This window comes from Phenylobacterium sp. LH3H17 (assembly GCF_024298925.1).
Classification (GTDB): Bacteria; Pseudomonadota; Alphaproteobacteria; order Caulobacterales; family Caulobacteraceae; genus Phenylobacterium.
Window position 1 is genome coordinate 3,264,369 of record NZ_CP101283.1, and the last position, 19,402, is coordinate 3,283,770.

Consider the following 19,402-nt stretch of genomic DNA (forward strand, 5'->3'; position numbering starts at 1 on the left):
GCGACCGTGGCGTCGCCCTCTTGCTATGCGCGCATGCGACAAACTGACGTTTGGCCGTCAACCTTAAGGCTTTGGTCGCCACACCGCGCGAAAATCCCCGCATGACCCGGGAGAACACCAAGCGCCCGAGCGCCGGCCGATCGCGCAATCTGACGCTGAGCGTGGCCCTGATCGTGGGCTTCGCGGCCAGCGTTGTGTTCGGCTTGAGCCTGACCCGCGCCGCCGCGGGCGTGGCGACGATCTGGCTCGGCAGCGGTATCGTGACCGCCGCCTTGCTGCTGCTGCCGCGTCGCTGGGGCTTCGGCGTGGCGGCGATATGTTTCGCCTTCCAGTTCCTGTGCAACCTGCGGATCAATCCGCCCCTGATCGGCCTGACCTTCTCGCTGCTTTGCCTGGGCGAGGCCCTGGCCACGGCCTGGCTCGCGCGCAAGACCTGCGGCCAGACCATGCGACTGACCAGCCTGAAGCGCGTCGCGCGGCTGACCGCCTTCGCCGTGGCCCCGGCCACCGCGGCCGGCGCCGTGCTCGCGGCCGACGTGCTCACCCTGTTCGGGCGCAGCTTCAACGAGGTCCTGGGACCCTGGTTCTACGCCCACGCCCTGGGCATGGCGATCGTGCTGCCGGTCATCCTGATGGTCTCCAGGCGCGATCTCAGCGAGGACTTCCGGCGCTCGGCCCTGGAACAGGTCGGCCTCTACGGCCTGATCGTGGCGGCCAGCATATTCTGCTTCCTGCCGATCCGCTTCCCCATGCCGTTGCTGGTGTTTCCGATCCTGACCCTGATCGCGGTGCGACTGGGTCCTCGCGGGGCGGCGGTCTCGGCCCTGGTGCTGGCGGCGATCGGCGCCGGCCTGATGATGACCGACTACCGCCCGGCGACGGGCGCGACCTGGACCATGCTCGAGAAGACCCGCAGCCTGCAGTTCCTGATCGCCATCTCCTTCTTCACCAGCCTGTCCATGGCCCTGGCCATCGCCGACCAGAAGCGCCTCAAGCGCCTGTGGGCCGGCCGCACCCGGGTGGCGCGCGCAGCCCAGGCCCGCGCCATCGCAGCGGGCCAGGCCAAGGCCGAGTTCCTGGCCACGATGAGCCACGAGATCCGCACGCCGATGAACTCCATCGTCGGCTTCACCGAGGTGCTGCTGCGCCGCGACGACCTGCCCGAGGCCGCGCGGCGCCAGCTCAGCCTGATCGACCGGGCCGGGGCCTCGCTGCTGACCGTGGTCAACGACGTCCTGGATTTCTCCAAGATGGAGGCCGGCGAGGTTGAACTCGCGCCCCGCCCCGTCACCCCGCGCGCCATCGCCCAGGACTCGCTGGCCATCGTCGCCGAGGCCGCCCGCCGCAAGGGCCTGGACCTGCAGCTCGGGTTTATCGGACCGGTCGAACGGCCGTTGATGATCGACGACCTCCGGGTGCGCCAGATCCTGCTGAACCTGCTGTCCAACGCCATCAAGTTCACCGAGGCCGGCCGGGTCCGCCTGGACGTCCAGGTCCGCGAAGGCGAGGGCGGCCGCGCCCTGCGCTTCACGGTCACCGACTCCGGCGTCGGCGTGCCGTCCGACAAGATCGAGCGGCTGTTCAAGCGCTTCAGCCAGGTGGATTCCTCCGTCAGTCGCGCCCATGGCGGCACGGGCCTCGGCCTGGCCATCTGCAGGGGCCTGACCGAGCTGATGGGCGGCCAGATCGGCGTCAACGGCGGACCAGGCGCCGGGTCGGTCTTCTGGTTCGAGATTCCCGCCGCCCAGGCTGACGCCGACTGCGCCGAAGAGGCTGCAGCTCCCGCTGCTGCGGGCCTGCGAGCCCGCATCCTGCTGGTCGACGACCATCCGATGAACCGCGAACTGGGCGCCACGGTGCTGGGCCTGCTGGGCTGCGAGGTGGTTCTGGCCGAGAACGGCGAGGAGGCCGTCGAGGCGGCGCGCTCAGGGAGCTGCGACCTGATCCTGATGGACGTGCACATGCCGCGCATGGACGGCCTGGAGGCCACTCGCCAGATCCGCGCCCTGGGCGGAGCGAACGCCACCATCCCGATCATCGCCATGAGCGCCGACGTCATGCCGGAAATGGAGACCGCCTGCCTCAAGGCCGGGATGAACGACGCGGTCGGAAAGCCCGTCCAGATCCAGACGCTGCACGCCATCGTCGCCAAGTGGCTGGCGGCGATGGACGGCCCAGCCGCCGAGGCCGCGGCCTAGAAATCCCCATCCTTCGCCGCGCGGGCCTTGGAAGCGTCCGCGGCGCCGACTAGGCTCGCGCCCGGTCCAGTTGGGGGATGTCCATGAAACTCTTGCGCCTCGCAGCCGTCGCGCTCGCCGCCCTGGTCTGCGCCTGTTCGCCGGCCAAGCAGGAACCCCCCATCCAGGCCGGCCGAACCACCATCCGCTTCGCCACCGACTGGCGCGCGCAGGCCGAGCACGGCGGCTTCTACCAGGCCCTGGCTTCGGGCGAGTACGCCAAGCGCGGGCTCGACGTTCAGATCGTCCAGGGCGGTCCGGGGGTGAACGTGCCCCAGCTGCTGGCCTCCGGCGCCGTCGAGGCGGGAATGGGATCCAACAGCTTCATCGTCATGAACCTCGCCCAGGAGGGCGTGCCGGTTAAGGCGGTGGCGGCCATCATGCAGAAGGACCCCCAGGTCCTGATCGCCCATCCCGGCCAGGGGATCGAGAAGATCGCCGACCTGAAAGGCCATCCCATCCTGCTGTCGGACGCCTCGGTCTCGGCCTTCTGGGTGTGGCTGAAGGCCAAGTACGACTTCACCGACGACCAGGTGCGCAAATACACCTTCAACGCCGCCCCGTTCCTGGCCGACAAGCGCGTGGCCCAGCAGGGCTATGTCACCAGCGAGCCCTACACCATCGAGAAGACCGCCGGGATCAAGCCGAAGGTCTTCCTGCTCGCCGACGAGGGCTATCCGGGCTACGCGACCATGATCCTGGTCCCCGACAGCCTGATCGCCAAGGATCCGGCGGCGGTGAAGGCCTTCGTCGAGGCCACGGCCCAGGGCTGGAAGGACTACCTCCACGGCGACCCCAGGGCCGCCGACGCCCTGATCCGGCAGGACAACCCGGAAATGACCCAGGACATCCTCGACCAGGCCCGCGAGAAGCTGAAATCCTACGGCATCGTCGAGTCAGGCGACGCCCTGGCGGGGGGGATCGGCGTCATGACCGACGCGCGCTGGGCCCAGTTCTTCGAGGTCGCCGCCTCGCAGGGGGTCTATCCGAAGGACATGGACTTCAAGCGCGCCTACACCCTGCAATTCGTGGCCCCGGCGGCGAAGTGACCGCCGTCGCCGTGCTTGAGCAGGTCGAGGTCGAGTACGGTCCGCGCGGGCCGGTGCTCGGACCGGTCGACCTCGCCGTCGAGGCCGGCGAGATCCTGGCCCTGGTGGGTCCGTCGGGCTGCGGCAAGTCGACGGCCCTGCGGCTGCTGGCCGGTCTCGAGGCGCCGACGCGCGGTCGCGTCCAGCGGGCGCCCGGACGCGGCGAGACAGCGGTGGTGTTCCAGGCGCCGACGCTCGCGCCCTGGCTGACCACGCGGGACAATGTGGCCCTGCCGCTGGAACTGTCCGGCGTGCCCCGGGCGCAGGCCTGCGAGCGGGCTGTGGCGGCGCTGGGCCGTGTGGGCCTGGCCGGCGCCGAGCTGGCTCGCCCTGTGACCCTCTCCGGCGGCATGGCCATGCGCGCCTCGTTGGCCCGCGCCCTGGTCACCGAACCGCGCCTGCTGCTGCTGGACGAGCCCTTCGCGGCCCTGGACGAGATAACCCGCCGCGCCTTGGCCGACGACGTCCTGGCGCTCTGGGCGACCTCGCGGCCGGCCATCGTCTTCGTCACCCACAATGTGGAGGAGGCCGTCTACATGGCCGACCGGGTGGTGGTGCTGACGCGCGGGCCTGGCCGGATCGCCGGGATCACCCGGGTCGAAGGCCCCCTTCCCCGCCCGCCGGGGTTCCGGGTCTCCGAGAGCTTCCGCGCGGCGGTGGAAGCGGTCACCGGCCTGCTCACCCGCGGCTCGGCCCTGGCCGCATGATCCGCACCCTGGCGCCCTTCGTCCTGATCGCCGTCCTGCTGGGCGCCTGGGAAGCCGCTGTCCGGTCCCTCGGCGTCCCGGCCTATTTCCTGCCCGCCCCGTCCGCGGTCGCGGTCGCCCTCGTCGAGCACCTGCCGGTCCTGCTGGCCGCGGCCTGGATCACGCTTTCGACGGCAATCATCGCCCTCGTCATCGCCAGCCTGGCGGCCATGGCGGTGGCGGTCCTGGTCGGCCTCAGTCCCCTGCTCGAGGCCGCTGTCCGGCCGCTGGCCTCGGTGCTGCAGGTGACCCCGGTGGTGGCCATCGCTCCCCTCGTGCTGATCTGGGCCGGCATCGACCATCCGGAGCGGGCGATCATCGCGCTCGCGGTGCTGGTGGCCTTCTTCCCGATCTTCTCCGGGGCGATCACCGGCCTTCATGCCGCCGACCCGGACCTGGAGCGGTTGTTCGACCTCTATGGCGCCGGGCGCTGGAGCCGGGTGATCCGCCTGCGGCTGCCGTCGGCCGTGCCGTTCCTGCTGGAGGGCCATAAGGTGGGCGCGGGCCTGGCGATTATCGGCGCCGTGGTGGCCGAGTTCAGCGCGGGATCGGGCGGGGTGCGCGGGCTGGCCTGGCAGATTTTGGACGCCGGCAACAAGCTGCAGACCGCGCGCATGATCGCGGCCCTGGTGGTCCTGGGCCTGATGGGCGTCGCCCTGCACGCCCTGCTCGACCGCGCCGAGCGCGCCGGCCTGATATGGTGGCGAGGGCGTTAGGCTTAGCTGTTAGTCGGGGGTTAAGCGGCTTGGGGTTAACCCTGGCGGACCATGCGCCTGGGTCTCCTCATCGTCGCGCTCGCAAGCGCCTCCCCGGCCGCCGCCCAGATGGCGGGCGATCGCTATGGCGACCGCTCCCCGACGGCCGCCGCGGCCGCCATAGGCGCCTCCTATGACGGGCCCACCCTGTCCTGGTCGCGCAAGACCCAGCCCGCCTCGCCGGTCGCCGGCGGCCTGCCGCCCGCGCCGCGCATCCAGCGTGGTCCGGAGCCGCGGGCTTACCAGCCGTTCCAGCCGCAGACCCCGATCCCGCTGCAGTGGAGCGCGCCAAAGGCGAACCTGCCCGGCACGCTCTACGATACGCCGCCCGCCGCAGCCGCCCAACAGATCGCCGCCACGCCGCCGCCCGCGCCCGCCGCGCAGGCGCAGCCTATGCGGCTCGCCGCCGTGGCGCCCTCTCCGGCCCTGCTGGGCGGTCCGCCGGCCACCGTCGCCTCCACCCCGCGCGGCGCCGGCGGCGCGACCCGCCTCTATTCGGTTCACCGCGGTTACGGTCTCACCCCCGACGCGATCCCCCAACAGCCGGGGGGCGACCGCTACGTCCTGATCGGCCCGCCGGACGCTGACGTCCAAGCCTCCCCCAAACCCGATGACGACGGTCCGGACGACGGCCCGGGCGTCTTCTGAAGAAGACCGATCCATGACGCGCACCAAATTGCATGACCTGATCGAGATGGCCCAGGAGCCCTCCAGCGAACGGCGGCGCGAGCTGCTGCGCGGGGTGACGGACCTGTTCTTCGCCAGCGAGGACCTCAAAGGCGGCCCGGAGATGGAGCTGTTCGACGACGTCATGAGCCAGCTCGCCGGCGAGATGGAAGAGGCGGTGCGCGCCGAACTCGCCCAGCGGATGGCGCAGGCCGAGGTCGCGCCGCAGGGCCTGATCCGCGACCTCGCCCGCGACGCCTCGATCGAGGTCGCCCGCCCGGTGCTGGAAGGGTCCAACGCCCTCACCGAGGACGACCTGCTGTCGGTGGCCCGCACCCGCGGCCAGGACCACCTGCGCGCCATCTCCCAGCGCCCGTTGGTGTCGGAGGCCCTGTCCGAAGCCATTGTCGAACGCGGCGACGACGAAACCGTCGGCGTGCTCCTGGCCAACGAAGGCGCGCTGATGTCGCGCGAGGTCCATGAGATCGTCGTCGACCGCGCCGTCGAAAACCCCGCCCTCCACGCCGCCATCGTCACCCGCAAGAGCCTGCCGGTGGACCTGCTCAACGAGATGTATTTCGTGGTCGAGGCCAAACTGCGCGGAGAGATCCTGGCGCGAAACGCCGAGGTCGATCCCGCCGATCTGGACGCGGCCCTCGCCGTCGGCCGCAAGCAGCTGGCCGAGCGCGACGGCGCCCTGCCGCAGGACTATTCAGAGGCCGAGAAGCAGGTGCGCATCCTGCGCCTGCGCGGCGCCATCACCCCTCAGGTGCTTGCCGGCTTCCTGCGCCAGCGCGAGACCAGCAAGTTCCTGGTCGCCCTGTCGGAACTGGCCGAGATCGACTTCCACACCGCCCGGCGGATTCTCGAGCGCCGCGAACTGGATGCGCTCTCCATCGTCTGCAAGGCGGCCGGTTTCGATCGTTCGCTGTACCTGACCTTCGCGGTGCTGATCCTCGACCGGGACTCCAACGCCATGGGCCGCGCCCGCGAGTATGGCGAGCTCTACGAGAACCTGCCGCGCGAAGCCGCCCAGCGGACCATCCGCTTCTGGCGCCTGCGCCGCCAGACCCGAGACGTCGCCGCCTAGGGCTTGGCAGGCGGGGCGTTCGGCAACTGATACCGAATAGGCACCCGGATCTGGCCTCCGACCGTCGGCAGGCCGTCGGCGGTCCAGAGCTGCACCTGGAAGGTCTTCGACAGTTCGAGCGCCGCGGCCGCGAAACCCAGGCCCACCGGATCCTCACTCTCAGTTGCGCAGGCCGCGAGGCGACCTTCAGCCGCGACCTCGCATTCAATTATGACCCGCCCGCCCTTGACCCCCGCCTTCGCCGCGGCAGGCGGATAGCCGCTCACGACATCCTCGCCCTTCGGCAACCGGGTCCATTTCGGCCTGCCGATCACGCGCTTCTGCGGGTCCAGCATCTCCGCGGCGAAAACGAAGGGAATCTGAACCTCCATGCCTAGAGTCGGCTGGCCATCCGCCAACTGGCTAGGCCCCTGAAACCGCGGCGCGAGCGTCTTGGCGGCAGAGCCGAAGCCCTGACTCTTGGGCTCCTCAGCGATCACCTCGCAAGAGCCGACGCGACCCTCCGACTTGAAGCGACACACGAGGATCGACTTCCCGGCGGCTTGCCCTTTTCGGGCCTTCTCGGGATAGGCGGCGGCGACCTGGGCATAGGTCGGCGCGCCGGTCCAGGTGACGCCGGACAGCATGGTCCGCGCAAGGGCTACGCCACCACCGGGAAGATGGCTGCCGGTTGGAACCAGCGGCTTCTCGAAGTTGATGGGAATGGTCACCTTGGCCAGGACAGGTTGGCCGCCCTTGATCGCCGGCGTCATCATCAGCTGCGGCGTTATCGCAATCGCCGCCGCGCCAAAACCCGCGCCCGCCGGGCTCTCGCTCACCACCACGCAGTCACGCAGAGCGCCCTGGAGAGTCACCACGCAGGCAATCTTGGCCTTGCCGCCCAGGCCCTGGCGCATCGCGTCGCGCGGCCAAACCCCCATGAGATCCTCCGGCGACGGCCGTCTGATCCAATTGGGCTCCTCGTCAAAGCCTTCGTCCGCCACGGCGCCAACGAGCAGCGGCGCGCAGATAAAGGTCCACCAAATCCGCTTCACATGAACGCCCCACAAGATTCACGCCATGCTGGCATGAGCGACCTGGGGTTGAGAAGCGCCTTTACCTTGCGGCGGCGGCCGATCCGCCGATGATACGCGCCAGCCCGTCGGCCGCCACGATGCTCAGCGAGCGCAGGCCAAGCTCGCCGAACACGTCCAGGGCGCCGTTGAGCGCCATGGCGGCTGCGGCGCGTTCGCCGCGATCGACGCCGGTGATGTCCAGCCGCGCCTCATAGATGCGGGCCAGGTTGACCTGGATCAGCGCCCAGGCGGCCGGGTCGCGCTTGGCGGCCAGGTTGGAGAGTTCGATCTTGAAGGCCGCCTCCGCCGCGTCCAGCACGGTGAGATCGCCCGAGAGCTCGGCCGAGCGAGCCAGGCACAGGGCGCGATTGGAAGCCCCGAACGCGCGTAGCGACAGGCCCGGCGCCTTCTTCAGCACATGGGCGGCCCGGTCGTAGCAGGTGACCGCCTGCTCATAGGCGCGTTCCGAGGCGCCGGCCTCGCCCAGCGCCTGCAGGCCCTGGGCGAGCGCGGTCTGGACGCGGGCCCAGTCCAGCGGACTGTGGTCGCGGGTGAGTTCGTTCAGCACGTCGGCCAGGGCGCCGACCGCCTCGGCCAGGGTCTCGACCTCGCCGGTGATCTCGCCCAACAAGGCCAGGGCTTGGCCGCGCAGGGCCGCGGCGCGGACCCAGCTCAGCGGCTCATAGGCCGGATCCAGGCCGTCCGTGGCGCGCTCGGCGATGTCGCGGGCGGCAGCCAGCAGTTCCTCGTCGCGCAGACGCGCGCCCCAGCCCATCAGCATGTCGGCCTGGACCAGGCGGGCTTCCACCGCCAGCAGGCGCGCGGCGCGGCAGCGGCGGGTAAGGGCCTCCAGGCCCGCTATGGGAACAGTGAAGCGGGCGGCGGCGATCCGCGCGGCCTGGGAATCCCCCGTCGCCATGCGCTCGCGCGCCTCGATAGCGGCGATGCCGATGTCGGCCAACGGCAGGGCCAGGCCGCCGCGCGCGGCGGCGCGGGCCTCTCGGAAGGCGACGTCGGCGGCGGCGTTCAGGCCCTCGTCGCCGAACAGCTCGGCGCCCAGCATGGCGCAGAAGGCCTGTTCGCAGCGGGCGCGGGCCCAGCCGTCGGGGCGGCGGTCGCGGCCAAAGGCCTCGGCCGCGGCCTCGGCGGTGGCGGCCGCCTTGCGCAGGGCGGCGGAGTCGCCCGAGCGGCGGGCGACCTCGCGCCAGACGATGGCGCTCTCGAGCCGGCGCTGGGCCTTGTCCTTGGCGCCGACCCGGCCGGCGGCGATGTCGGCGGCCTTGCCCTCCTGGGTGATCAGCCGGAGATCGAGAAGTTCCAGGAGCGATGAGTCGCCGCCCGTGAGACCGTCATGGGGAGGGCGAAGACCATCCTGGCCGAAAAGGCGCTTCAGCTCACGACCGAACTCGAACATGGCCAGGCTCCGACAAACCCCCGACGTCTCAACACGGGACGTCCACGCGGGGTTCAGGCCAGACGGAGCAAAGCCGGAGCCGAGTTCGTAAACAAGTGGTTAATGTGCTTGTTATGGTTAACGAAATCTAAATTTGTTGTGTAGCTGCATTAACCAATTCTGGCCCGGATCTTGCGTGTGGGATTCCGCCGACTGGCTCCTCCTCTCGCCTTTCGAGGGGAGAAGAAGACGGCACGAGATAGCCGGCGTCAGCATCTAGGCCCGCTCGCGCGCGCGCTCGAACGCCACCTTGGGGAAACGCTCGGCGACGTAGCCCATCTCCCAGGACGACTTGGCCAGGAACACCGGCTGGTCGTCGATATCCACGGCCATGGCCATCTTGTGCTTCCCCGCGAAGTCCTCCAGGTCGGCCTTCTCACCGACCAGCCAGCGGGCCTCGGCATAGGGCGCGGCCTCGAACAGTACCTCCAGCTGGTACTCGTTGGCGAGGCGGTCGGCCATCACCTCCAGCTGCAGCTGACCCACGGCGCCGACGATGAAGTCCGCGCCGATATTGGGCCGGAAGAGCTGGGTCACCCCCTCCTCCGCCAGGCCCTGCAGGGCCTTGGTCAGGTGCTTGGCCTTCAGCGGATCCTTGACCCGCACCCGCTGCAGGATTTCGGGCGCGAAATTGGGCAGGCCCGCAAAGCGCAGGGTTCCGGTCTCCGACAGGCTGTCGCCCACCCGCAGGATCCCGTGGTTGGGAATGCCGATGACGTCGCCGGCGAAGGCCTCCTCGGCCAGTTCGCGGTCCGAGGCGAAGAACATGATCGGCGCATTGACCGAGAGCTGGCGGCCGGTGTTCTGTACCTTCAGCTTCATGCCCCGCTGGAACCTGCCGGAGCACAGCCGCAGGAAGGCGATGCGGTCGCGGTGGTTGGGGTCCATGTTCGCCTGGACCTTGAAGACGAAGCCGGTGACCTCGGAGTCGCCGGGGACCACGTGGGTCGACTCGCCCGCCTTCACCGCCGAGACGGCCTTGGGCGGCGGGGCGTAGGCGCCCAGGCCCTCCAGCAACTGGTCGATGCCGAAATGGCGCAGGGCCGAGCCGAAGAACACCGGGGTCATGTGGCCCTCCAGGAAGGCCTGGGGATCGAAGGGCTTGGAAGCCTCCCGGATGAGCATGGCGTTCTCTTCCAGCTCCGCCTGCTCGTCGGGCTCGAGATAGCTGCCCATGGCGTTACCGTGGAAGGCGATCGCCGCCGGGTGGCCCTCGTCCTTGTCCGAGCCCTTCTTGGCGAAGGGCAGGAACTTGTCGTGGCGCAGGTCCAGCATGCCCTTGAACCGCCCGCCTGAGCCCGCCGGCCAGTAGAGCGGCGCGGGGTCGAGAGCCAGTTTCGAAGCGATCTCGTCCAGCAGCTCGATAGGGTCCTGGGCCTCGCGGTCCATCTTGTTGATGAAGGTGACGATGGGGATGTCGCGCAGGCGGCAGACCTCGAACAGCTTCAGCGTCTGCGGCTCGATGCCCTTGGCGGCGTCCAGCACCATGACCGCGGCGTCGGCGGCCGTGAGCGTGCGGTAGGTGTCCTCGGAGAAGTCCTCGTGGCCCGGAGTGTCCAGCAGGTTGAACATCAGGCCGTCGTGGTCGAAGGTCATCACCGAGGCCGAGACGGAGATGCCCCGCTCGCGTTCGATCTTCATCCAGTCGGACCGGGTGCGGCGGTTCTCGCCGCGGGCGCGCACCTGGCCGGCCGCGCGGATTGCGCCCCCTGCCAGCAGCAGGTTCTCGGTCAGGGTCGTCTTGCCGGCGTCCGGGTGGGAGATGATGGCGAAGGTGCGCCGGCGGGCGGCCTCGGCGGCGGGAGAATGGCTCATGGGCGGGCGATAGCGCGTGCCGGGCCCAGGCGCAAATAGAGGCTCAGGCGGCCAGCCGCCGCCAGACCTCACGGTCGGTCGAGACGGTGTCCAGCCGGCCCTCGGCCTGGCGGTCGCACAGCCCGGTCATGGTGTCGGCGCCGATGGTGGCGACCCGGAACATCACCTCGTCGGAATCGCAGCCGTAGCGCGGCGACACGAACAGGGCCGCGTTGACCCGGGGCGCCCGGGCGATGATCAGGGTGGCCAGGCGGCAGGCCCGGTCGGGCCGGCTGACATGCAGCAGCGGGTTCTCGGCGAACAGCTCGCAGCCCAGCTTGCCGACGGCCTCGAACGACAGGGACTGGAAACGGCGGGCCGCCATCTGGGGCGACAACCTGACGCCGCTGAGGTTGAGGACCACGTCGTTCATCAAAAACAGCATGCAGGCGCCGCGTCTCGTCTTGGGGGACGCGACGATTGGCACGCAGAGGCTTTCAGCGCGGTTGAAGAAGGCGGTGAATGGGCCGCTAACCCTGCTCGACGGGCTCGGTCAGGAAGTGGCGGCCCTCGCGATCGTCGATCTCCACCACCCAGATGTCGGGATCGATGCGGGCGGCGCGCTCGATGTAGCGATCCAGTTCCGGCTCCTGGTCGGAGAGCGACGGCTGCATCCAGACCCGCTCGCCGTCGCCACGGGTGGCCTCGGCATATAGGCGGGTCGTGCCCTGGGCCCGGTTCAACACCTTGACCAGCACGCTGCCGGCCCGCGCGTCGCCCTTGCGCGCGACCACCGCGAAGCCGCCGCCGAGCTCGGTCCTGCGGATCAGGGCCGCGACCCAGATATCGGTGGAAAGCAGCATGTCTGGTCTCGATAACGGAACGGAAAGGCCAAGCCGGTAGGCTTTGCCCGAGTTCTCGAACCTATACGAGAAAAGCAGGAACCATGACGAGACCGCGCAGAACCGCGCAGCTCGCCGGGTGTGGATGGGTGGGGCTGACGCTGGCCGCGACGATCGTCGCGGCGCCGGGCGTCGCGACGGCGGGGGCTGTCGACCTCTTCTACGAACGCACGGTGATGACCGCAGCCGACAGCCGCTGCGGCCTGTTCGACGCCCCGACCGGCGCCGCCCTGGCCGCGGGCCAGGCCCAGGCGCGCGGCGCCGTGCTGCGCGCCGGGACCGACCGCGCGACGCTCAAGGCCGTGGAAAGCCGCGCCCGTCAGAAGGCGGCCCTGACCCCCTGCGATTCCGACGATCTCAACCTGGCCGCGGCGCGGGTGCGCCAGGCCTTCGAGGGCTACGCCCAGCTCAGCCGGATGAACTATCCCGGCGACTACGCCCCGTGGCTGGCCGACCGCGCCAGCGGCGAGACCGCCCGCTGGCGGCTCCAGCAGTCGGTGAGCTTCGGCTGGAACCGCATGGTGTTCGGCCTGGCCGGGCGCGACGGGGCCAACGCCCTGTTGGCGGTCGCGAGTTTCCCCGACAACCAGCAGCCCTACGCCGCGCGGCTGCTGATGCGCGACGCCGACCTGACCCTGGGTCCCTACCTGGACCACCGCGGCGAGGCCATCGGCCGCCTGCCCCTGGCGCGGCGCCTGCCGCCCGCGGCCGCCCAGACCGCCTATGCCGCCGAGGCGCGCAGCAGCGCCGGGCGCGACCTGCTGCCCAAGGAGGTCAGGTCGGGCTGGGCCTTCCGTTTCCCGGCCAAGGCGGCCGCGGCCCTGGCCGCGCTCGACCCCCGCGAGGCCGTGGCCGTGGAGTTCCTGTTCGCCGACGGCCAGGGCGAGAGCGTGCGACGGGCCTATGTCGAGGTCGGCGACTTCGCCGCGGGCCGCGCCTTCCTGAAGGTCGCCGCCCGTTAGGCCACCGGCTCCGGCTCCCGGGCCGGGAGTTCCGCGCCGTGCAGCACCGGCATGCGCACGGTGACCGTGGTCCCCTCGCCCAGCCGGCTCTCGATCAGCATACGGCCGCCGTGCAGTTCGGCGAAGGCGCGCACCAGGGAAAGGCCCAGGCCCGTGCCGGCCGCGCGCTGGCCGGCGTCGCCCGCCTGTTCGTAGGGCCGCCCCAGCCGCACCAAGTCCTCGCGGCTGATCCCCACCCCAGTGTCGGCGACGATCAGCTCCAGATGGTGGTCTTCCTCGCGGATGGTCACCGTCACGGCTCCGCCGTGGGGCGTGAACTTGAGCGCGTTGGAGATCAGGTTCAGCACGATCTGCTTCAGGGCCCGGCGGTCGGCGACCACGTCCAGGTCCTCCTTGGGCAACAGGCCGCGGAGCTGCACACCGGCGCGGTCGGCCTGGCCGCGCATCAGGCGCAGGACGCCGGAGACCGCATCGCGGGCGTCGAATTCCTCGCGCGACAGCTCGAACCGCTCGGCCTCGATCTTCGACATGTCCAGCACGTCGTTGATCAGTTCCAGCAGGTGCGTGCCGGAATCGTGGATCAGTTCGGCATATTCGGCATAGCGGTCCGACAGCGGGCCGAAGAGCTGCTGCTTCATGATGTCGGAAAAGCCCATGATGGCGTTGAGCGGCGTGCGCAGCTCGTGGCTCATATTGGCCAGGAAGCGCGACTTGCCGGCGTTCTGGGCCTCGGCGTCGGCCCGGGCCTGCTCCAGCCCGGCCATGCGCTCGCGCTCGGGGCGTCCGTCGCGCAGGGCGCCGACCGCCCGGCCGTCCCAGGTGCGGCGCAGGCTCAGGGTGAGCCAGCCATCCGGGGTGTCGTCGGGGACGAAGGCGACCTCCGCGGTCCCCTCGGCCAGCGTGCGTCTCAGGGCCTCGACCAGCCGCGGCCGGTCGGCGGGCGCGGCCAGGTCGCCGAGCAGGCGTCCGGCGGCGGCGGGCGTCGCCAGTCCGGGGGGCGAGGCGCCCCAGACGGCCGTCAGGCGGCCATCTGGATGGACGCCCAGGAGTTGGTACGGCTGCTCGTCCAGGGCCTGGCGCAGCCGCGCCTCGCGCCGGTCGCGGCGCAGGGCTTCGAGCTCGTCGCGCCGCTGCAGCGTCACCTGGCCCGCGCCGAAGGCCAGCGCGCTCGAAACGAGTCCGATCAGCGACAGGCCAAACGCCAGGTCGGGGCGCGGCGGGGGAATCTGCAGGCCGAGGGTCGCCATGGCCGCCAGACCGACCGCGCCCAGGGACGTGGCCGCCCCGAAGGCGAGACTGCGTCCCCGCCCCACGGCGAGCGCCACCGCCATCGGCGACAGCAGCCAGAAGGCCAGGGGACCCCCGACGCCGCCGGTCATCACCGCGGCCAGGGCGGCGCAGAGGGCCCAGCCCAGGATCAGGGCGCGCCGCGCGCCGTCTCTGTGCGCGCGGTTGAGGAAGAGCCCGACCATGGCCGGAAGCGATCCGACCGCCAGGGCGGTGAGCGCCCGCTCGGTGGGCGCCAGTCCGGCAAGGCCCAGGCCGGCGGCCCCGGCGGCGACCGCGGCCAGCCAGCCCGCGCACCACCAGACGGCCTCGCGGTCCCGCATCGATCGCCGCACGGGCTTCGACGTCCTGATGGCGGGAAGGCCCTCGACCACGGTGTTGCGCTACGCCTCTCGAAACGAACCAGGATCTCTGGAAACAATGACCGGCCGGGACATTAGCCTCGTGCTTGTGTCCCCGCGAGGGCGCTCGCGTGAGGCGCGACCAGGCAAATGCATGATCTTCCACAGAAACGAAATCGTAAGCGCATGAGCCTAGCCTTGGCGTCTCCTGCCATCGAGGCGTTCGGTTTCCCATGGCCCAGGCGGCTTTCCTTCCCAGCGACCCGACGGAACCGCCCGAATCGCCGCGCCTGAGCCCCCGCGCGCGGCGCGAGGCGGCCCTGGACGAGACCAAGCGATCCTTCCTGCGCATGGTCAGCCACGAACTGCGCACCCCGCTGAACTCGATCCTGGGCTTCTCCGAGATCATCGCCTCGGAGCTGTACGGCCCGCTGGGCGCCCCGCAGTACAAGGAATACGCCGGGATCATCCGCACCAGCGGCAACCGGCTGCTGAAGCTGGTCAACCAGATCCTTGAGATCGCGCGGCTGGAAGGCCGGGCCATGGACATGGACCTGCGGTCCGAGGCCCTCGACCATGCCTTGGACGACGTGCTGGACGGCCTTCGCGAGGAGATCGCCGCCCGCCGGACCCGGATCGTGATCGAGGACCAGGGCGGCCTGCCTTCGGTCACCGCCGACGCGCGGGGCCTGCGCACCGTGCTGACCAACCTGATCCAGAACGCGGTGGCCTTCGGGCCCGAGGACGCCACGGTGCGGATTTGCGCCGTCCCGCACGGCGGCGATGTTGAGATCCATGTGTCCGACAACGGCCCGGGCGTCGATCCCGCCGACCTTTCGCGCCTGCTGCGGCCCTTCGAGCAGGGTGATAGCGCGTTGACCCGCCGCAGCGAGGGCGCCGGCCTGGGCCTGCCGATCGTCGACCTGCTGTGCCTGGCCATGGCCGGCCGGCTGAAGCTGCAATCGACCCCCGGCGAGGGCCTGACCGCCACCGTCCGGTTGCCCGTCGGCTGAACACCGGTTGCGTCTCGGGTCAGGGGTCCCTAAGTCGCCGGTGACATGACCGACATCGATCACGACCTAGACGACCTGGCCCAGGAGTTCGACCTGCTGGGAGACTGGGAAGAGCGCTATCGCTACGTGATCGACCTGGGCCGCGAGCTGGCTCCGCTCACCGACGCCGAGCGCAACGACGCCAACAAGGTGCGCGGATGCGCCAGCCAGGTCTGGCTGGTCACCGAACCCCAGGCGGACGGCACGGTGAACTTCCGCGGCGATTCCGACGCCCACATCGTGCGCGGCCTGATCGCCGTGCTGCTGCGGCTCTATTCGGGGCGGCCGCCCCAGGTCATCCTCGACTTCGACGCCAAGGCGGCCTTCGACAAGCTGGGCCTGAGCGGGCACCTGTCGGCGCAGCGGTCGAACGGACTGGCCTCGATGGTGGGACGGGTGCGCCGCGACGCCGAGGCGTTGGCGGCGGCGGCCTAGGCGGCTCTAATCCCGCTGATGGTGTCGCCCTGGACCCCGACCACGGCGTCGTAGCCCATGATCATGTCGACGTCCTTGCCGTTGGTGGCCAGGGGCAGGCGCAGCCAAAGGATCGACAGGTGCGCTGCGCCGCGCCAGGCAAGGTTGTGCACGCCCACGGCCGGGCGGCGGTCGTGGACCAGCTTGGTCAGCTCCGTGCGCCAATATTCAGCGGCCGTCGAATTATAGACCTCGGTCAGGCTGCGGCCGGTGATCTCACGGCCATAGACGCTGTAGAGGCCGGTCCCGGCCAGGCGCAGGCGGAAGTCCAGGGGATCGCGCCGCACGTCGATAAGGCTGACGGTGGGAAGCAGGCGCTTGAAGTCCTCGGGGCGGATATCGCCGCGGCCGGGCAGTTGCGGCCCATGTCGCAGCCCCGACCAATAGGCATAGAGTTCTTCATGTGCGCGGGCGGCCGCCGCGGAAGCTCCTATCTGTGCGGCCATATTCAGATTCCTTAACAACCCCTTGGAATCGCGACGAATCACTTATCGCCCACCCGGTGATTCACCGGCAAGTGGAAAACGGGGGGTGCGACGAGAAATCAGGCGAAAAGGTGGCGAAGCCGTCCCCGGGGCGCTTCCCCGCCGCGCCCTGGATTCCGGGACGCGCAAATGAAAACGCCCGCCGGTGGGCGGGCGTTTCCAGGGAATCGAACTTATTTCGAAACCTACTTGCTGGCCCGCTTGCGCGGAGCCTGGCGGCCGCCCTGGCCCAGGCCCATCTGCTTGGCCAGGTCCGAGCGCGCCTTGGCGTAGTTCGGGGCGACCATCGGATAATCCTTCGGCAGGCCCCACTTGGCCCGGTATTCCTCCGGGCTCATATTGTACTTCGTGCGCAGGTGGCGCTTCAGCGACTTGAACTTGCGCCCGTCTTCCAGACAAACAAGGTGATCCGGCGTGATCGACCGGCGCACGGGAACCGCAGGTTCCTTCGGCGCGGCTTCTTGAACGTCGGAACCCGAGGAAATCCCCGCCAGAGCGCGGTGGACGCTTTGGATGAGATTGGGAAGATCCGCCGCTGTGACCGAATTGTTTCCGACGTAAGCGGATACAATATCCGCCGTCATCTCAATGACTTCCGATTTCTCGTCCATTTTTCTCGGTTCCGTGAGTGCGTTGCACAATTTGGGGGATGACCGATTCACGACATCAGTCATGGCGTGAATATATCGGTCTTGCACCAAGCACAAGGCTGGAACTCAGATGAGCGATTGAACGAACGCGTTCTCTGTCATTAGAGAACTGCTGCGCCGCACCAACCGGTTGCAGGCACAACCGCGAAGACGTAACTCGCTCATTGCGCGAACGCCAAGATTAGCGGCCAAATTCCTTTGACAGCGCCAGCATGGCGGCCCTTTGGGGAGCTGAGTATTCGTCGACGCCGTCTACGTCACCGTCACGAATTGCCTTGAGCAGGGCCGGTGTAAGCGCCGAAGTCAGCGACCAGTTCCAGTAACGCAGAACGGTTTGCGCCCGGTCGACCGCGATCATGTCGTAGGTTGTCATCACCCGCTCGAGCGCCTGCGACAATGCGCCGCTGTCTTCGGTCTCCGGACGCTTCAACCCGCGCCAGAGCGCGCGCAGGGCTTGACGCGGCAGGCCGGTGGCCTTGCACAGGATCGCCAGAGGCTCGCCGCCGGGATCGGTGAAGATCTTGGCGCCGGTCATGGGCTTGAGCCCGGAGAGATACGAAATCTCCTCGGCGATCTCGCGGGTGAGGCCGTCCTGAGCCGCGGCCACGGCGGCCTCCAGGCTGTCGAACGGACTCTTGTCTATGGCCGCGCGGTTGCGCTGGCGCCGCTCGATGAACTGCAGCGCCTTGCGCGACAGCGGGTCCTGCCAGCCCTCGGCGGCGGCGAGCGCGAAGATGTCCCCCGTCGCCTCCTGCAACACCTCGCGACTGACCGCGAACCGCTGGAGGATCGTGCGGCGGGTCTCGGCGTCCGCCCACCAGAACAGCACATAGGCGTGGGCGGGCCGCAGTTCGGAGCGCCGCAGCAGGGCCGCGGTGAGCCGCGCATCTCCGCGGGTCAGGGCCACGATCGCCTCGATCGCGGCGTTGGAGAGCCGGGCGAGGTCGTTCTTCAGCAGGCATTCGATGACGATGATCTCGCCGAACTCGATCAGGACGTCGCAGACCACCTCGTTCACGCCGCGCCGAAGGGCGACCAGCCGGCGATGCTCTAGGTCGGTCAGGCGGATGCAGTCCAGCAGGTCGGCGTCCGAAAGCGAAGGACACTCGACCAGGAGCTCCTCGGCCACGTCCACGTGGTCGCGCAGCAGCAAGCGCACCAGGCTGGCGGGGATCTCGGAGAGGGTGGCCAGGCGGCGCGCCACCTTCTTGCGCTCTTCCGGCTCGGCCTCGCGCAGCATGTCCACCAGCAGGTCGGCGGTCATGGAGCGCTCGAAGGCGTTCACCCGCGAACTCGGCAGGCAAACGACATCGGCCATCCGCTTCAGCAGGGCGGCGCGCGCGCGGAAGGCCTGCGCGGCGTCGGAGGCAGGATCTTGCTCGGAAGAGGAGGCGGCCTGGTTCATGGATCGAGCCGATGACGAATCGAACGCGATCAGACCATAGCCTGCTTAACCGGCGGTGATCAGCGGAACTGGGGCGGGTCCCAATCGGGCCAGATGTCCGGCAGGTCGGAGGAGACCTTGTTCGGGAAGGCCGGGGGCCGCTTCTCCAGGAACGACATAACCCCTTCGCGGGCGTCGGCCATGGCGCCGCGGATCTGGATGCCGCGGCTGTCTGCGCGGTGAGCCTCCATGGGATGCGAGGCCCCGGCCATGCGCCAGATGAGCTGGCGGGTGATGGCGATGGAGACCGGGGCGGTGTTCTCGGCGATCTCCCGGGCCAGGGCCTTGGCCGCCGGCAGAAGGTCCTCGGGGGCGTGCAAGGAGCGGACGAGGCCACGATCGAGGGCTTCCTGGGCCGGGAAGACCCGGCCCGTATAGCACCACTCGAGGGCGGTCTGGACGCCCACCAGCTTGGGCAGGAACCAGGAGGACGCCGCCTCGGGATTGAGCCCGCGGCGGGCGAACACCAGACCGAACCGCGCCTCCGTCGAGGCCATGCGAATGTCCATGGCCAGTTGCATGGTCACCCCGATCCCCACGGCCGGTCCGTTCACAGCGGCGATCACCGGCTTCAGGCTCTCATAGATGCGCAGGGTCACCAGGCCGCCGCCGTCACGCTGCACGCCCTCGCGGGTGCGGGCCGCCTTGTCCTCGCCGCCGCGCGCCTCGTAGTCGAAGGTCTCGGCGCCGGCCGACAGGTCGGCCCCGGCGCAGAAGCCGCGCCCCGCCCCGGTGACGATCACCGCCTTTATCGCGTCGTCGGCGTCGGTGACGTCGAAGGCCGCGATCATGTCCTTCATCATCTGAGTGTTGAAGGCGTTCAGCTTCTCCGGCCGATTGAGGGTCAGGATCGCGACGCCGTCCTCGACCTCGAGTTTCAGGGTTTCGAAAGTCTGGGCCGCCATCTCGTTCTCCCTCGCG

The 19,402-nt window shown here is 69.7% G+C and carries 19 protein-coding genes; 9 read left to right on the forward strand and 10 right to left on the reverse strand.

Translation table 11 applies throughout. From position 1 onward, the window contains the following. Nucleotides 1–101: 101 nt before the first annotated feature. From M9M90_RS16055 to M9M90_RS16080, 6 genes are all read left to right on the forward strand, one after another. Nucleotides 102–2,198, forward strand: a complete 2,097-nt coding sequence (locus M9M90_RS16055; RefSeq protein ID WP_254834244.1) for an ATP-binding protein — start codon at nucleotides 102–104, stop codon at nucleotides 2,196–2,198. A gap of 83 nt (nucleotides 2,199–2,281) precedes the next feature. Beyond that, a complete protein-coding gene (locus M9M90_RS16060; protein WP_254834245.1) occupies nucleotides 2,282–3,286 on the forward strand; it encodes an ABC transporter substrate-binding protein in 1,005 nt (334 codons plus the stop codon). Beyond that, nucleotides 3,283–4,032, forward strand: coding sequence for an ABC transporter ATP-binding protein (locus M9M90_RS16065; protein ID WP_254834247.1), 750 nt, complete (start codon nucleotides 3,283–3,285; stop codon nucleotides 4,030–4,032). Before M9M90_RS16060 ends, M9M90_RS16065 begins: the two co-directional genes overlap by 4 nt. Then, the gene (locus M9M90_RS16070) at nucleotides 4,029–4,787 is read left to right on the forward strand and encodes an ABC transporter permease (protein WP_254834249.1); all 759 of its coding nucleotides are present in this window, start codon (nucleotides 4,029–4,031) and stop codon (nucleotides 4,785–4,787) included. Before M9M90_RS16065 ends, M9M90_RS16070 begins: the two co-directional genes overlap by 4 nt. Before the next feature lie 51 nt (nucleotides 4,788–4,838). After that, nucleotides 4,839–5,474 carry a hypothetical protein gene (locus tag M9M90_RS16075; RefSeq protein WP_254834250.1) on the forward strand — a complete coding sequence of 212 codons (636 nt, stop codon included), beginning with the start codon at nucleotides 4,839–4,841 and terminating at the stop codon, nucleotides 5,472–5,474. Between the two features lie 13 nt (nucleotides 5,475–5,487). Continuing rightward, nucleotides 5,488–6,582, forward strand: coding sequence for a DUF2336 domain-containing protein (locus M9M90_RS16080; RefSeq protein WP_254834251.1), 1,095 nt, complete (start codon nucleotides 5,488–5,490; stop codon nucleotides 6,580–6,582). On the opposite strand, the gene M9M90_RS16085 is transcribed toward M9M90_RS16080, so the two are convergent. The 5 genes from M9M90_RS16085 to M9M90_RS16105 form a co-directional block, all read right to left on the reverse strand. Continuing rightward, nucleotides 6,579–7,565 carry a TonB family protein gene (locus M9M90_RS16085; RefSeq protein WP_254834252.1) on the reverse strand — a complete coding sequence of 329 codons (987 nt, stop codon included), beginning with the start codon at nucleotides 7,563–7,565 and terminating at the stop codon, nucleotides 6,579–6,581. The genes M9M90_RS16080 and M9M90_RS16085 overlap by 4 nt on opposite strands. Nucleotides 7,566–7,677: 112 nt before the next feature. Then, nucleotides 7,678–9,051: a hypothetical protein gene (locus M9M90_RS16090; protein WP_254834254.1), complete on the reverse strand. Its 1,374-nt coding sequence runs from the start codon at nucleotides 9,049–9,051 to the stop codon at nucleotides 7,678–7,680. 255 nt (nucleotides 9,052–9,306) lie between these two features. Further along, entirely contained in the window at nucleotides 9,307–10,905 is a 1,599-nt protein-coding gene (locus tag M9M90_RS16095; RefSeq protein WP_254834255.1) for a peptide chain release factor 3, read from the reverse strand. A 43-nt stretch (nucleotides 10,906–10,948) separates the two neighbouring features. Next, entirely contained in the window at nucleotides 10,949–11,329 is a 381-nt protein-coding gene (locus tag M9M90_RS16100; RefSeq protein ID WP_254834256.1) for a hypothetical protein, read from the reverse strand. A gap of 85 nt (nucleotides 11,330–11,414) precedes the next feature. After that, entirely contained in the window at nucleotides 11,415–11,747 is a 333-nt protein-coding gene (locus M9M90_RS16105; RefSeq protein ID WP_254834257.1) for a DUF1491 family protein, read from the reverse strand. Between the two features lie 128 nt (nucleotides 11,748–11,875). Between M9M90_RS16105 and M9M90_RS16110 the strand changes: the two genes are divergently transcribed. After that, complete coding sequence (locus M9M90_RS16110) at nucleotides 11,876–12,748, forward strand: hypothetical protein (protein WP_254834258.1); 873 nt, start codon at nucleotides 11,876–11,878, stop codon at nucleotides 12,746–12,748. Here M9M90_RS16110 and M9M90_RS16115 read toward each other — a convergent pair. After that, nucleotides 12,745–14,358 carry an MFS domain-containing histidine kinase gene (locus tag M9M90_RS16115; protein ID WP_254834259.1) on the reverse strand — a complete coding sequence of 538 codons (1,614 nt, stop codon included), beginning with the start codon at nucleotides 14,356–14,358 and terminating at the stop codon, nucleotides 12,745–12,747. The genes M9M90_RS16110 and M9M90_RS16115 overlap by 4 nt on opposite strands. A gap of 251 nt (nucleotides 14,359–14,609) precedes the next feature. On the opposite strand from M9M90_RS16115, the gene M9M90_RS16120 reads away from it, so the two are divergent. Together M9M90_RS16120 and M9M90_RS16125 are read left to right on the forward strand one after the other, a co-directional pair. After that, on the forward strand, nucleotides 14,610–15,389 hold the full coding sequence (locus M9M90_RS16120) for a sensor histidine kinase KdpD (RefSeq protein WP_254834260.1): 780 nt from the start codon (nucleotides 14,610–14,612) through the stop codon (nucleotides 15,387–15,389). 45 nt (nucleotides 15,390–15,434) lie between these two features. Continuing rightward, the gene (locus M9M90_RS16125) at nucleotides 15,435–15,863 is read left to right on the forward strand and encodes a SufE family protein (protein WP_254834261.1); all 429 of its coding nucleotides are present in this window, start codon (nucleotides 15,435–15,437) and stop codon (nucleotides 15,861–15,863) included. On the opposite strand, the gene M9M90_RS16130 is transcribed toward M9M90_RS16125, so the two are convergent. The 4 genes from M9M90_RS16130 to M9M90_RS16145 form a co-directional block, all read right to left on the reverse strand. Then, complete coding sequence (locus tag M9M90_RS16130) at nucleotides 15,860–16,348, reverse strand: PAS domain-containing protein (protein WP_305677401.1); 489 nt, start codon at nucleotides 16,346–16,348, stop codon at nucleotides 15,860–15,862. The two genes, M9M90_RS16125 and M9M90_RS16130, sit on opposite strands and share 4 nt — an antisense overlap. Nucleotides 16,349–16,572: 224 nt before the next feature. Further along, the gene (locus M9M90_RS16135; RefSeq protein WP_254834262.1) at nucleotides 16,573–16,998 is read right to left on the reverse strand and encodes a MucR family transcriptional regulator; all 426 of its coding nucleotides are present in this window, start codon (nucleotides 16,996–16,998) and stop codon (nucleotides 16,573–16,575) included. A gap of 220 nt (nucleotides 16,999–17,218) precedes the next feature. Next, nucleotides 17,219–18,442: a DUF2336 domain-containing protein gene (locus M9M90_RS16140; RefSeq protein WP_254834263.1), complete on the reverse strand. Its 1,224-nt coding sequence runs from the start codon at nucleotides 18,440–18,442 to the stop codon at nucleotides 17,219–17,221. Nucleotides 18,443–18,501: 59 nt separating this feature from the next. Then, nucleotides 18,502–19,386, reverse strand: coding sequence for a crotonase/enoyl-CoA hydratase family protein (locus tag M9M90_RS16145; protein WP_254834264.1), 885 nt, complete (start codon nucleotides 19,384–19,386; stop codon nucleotides 18,502–18,504). Nucleotides 19,387–19,402 lie beyond the last annotated feature (16 nt).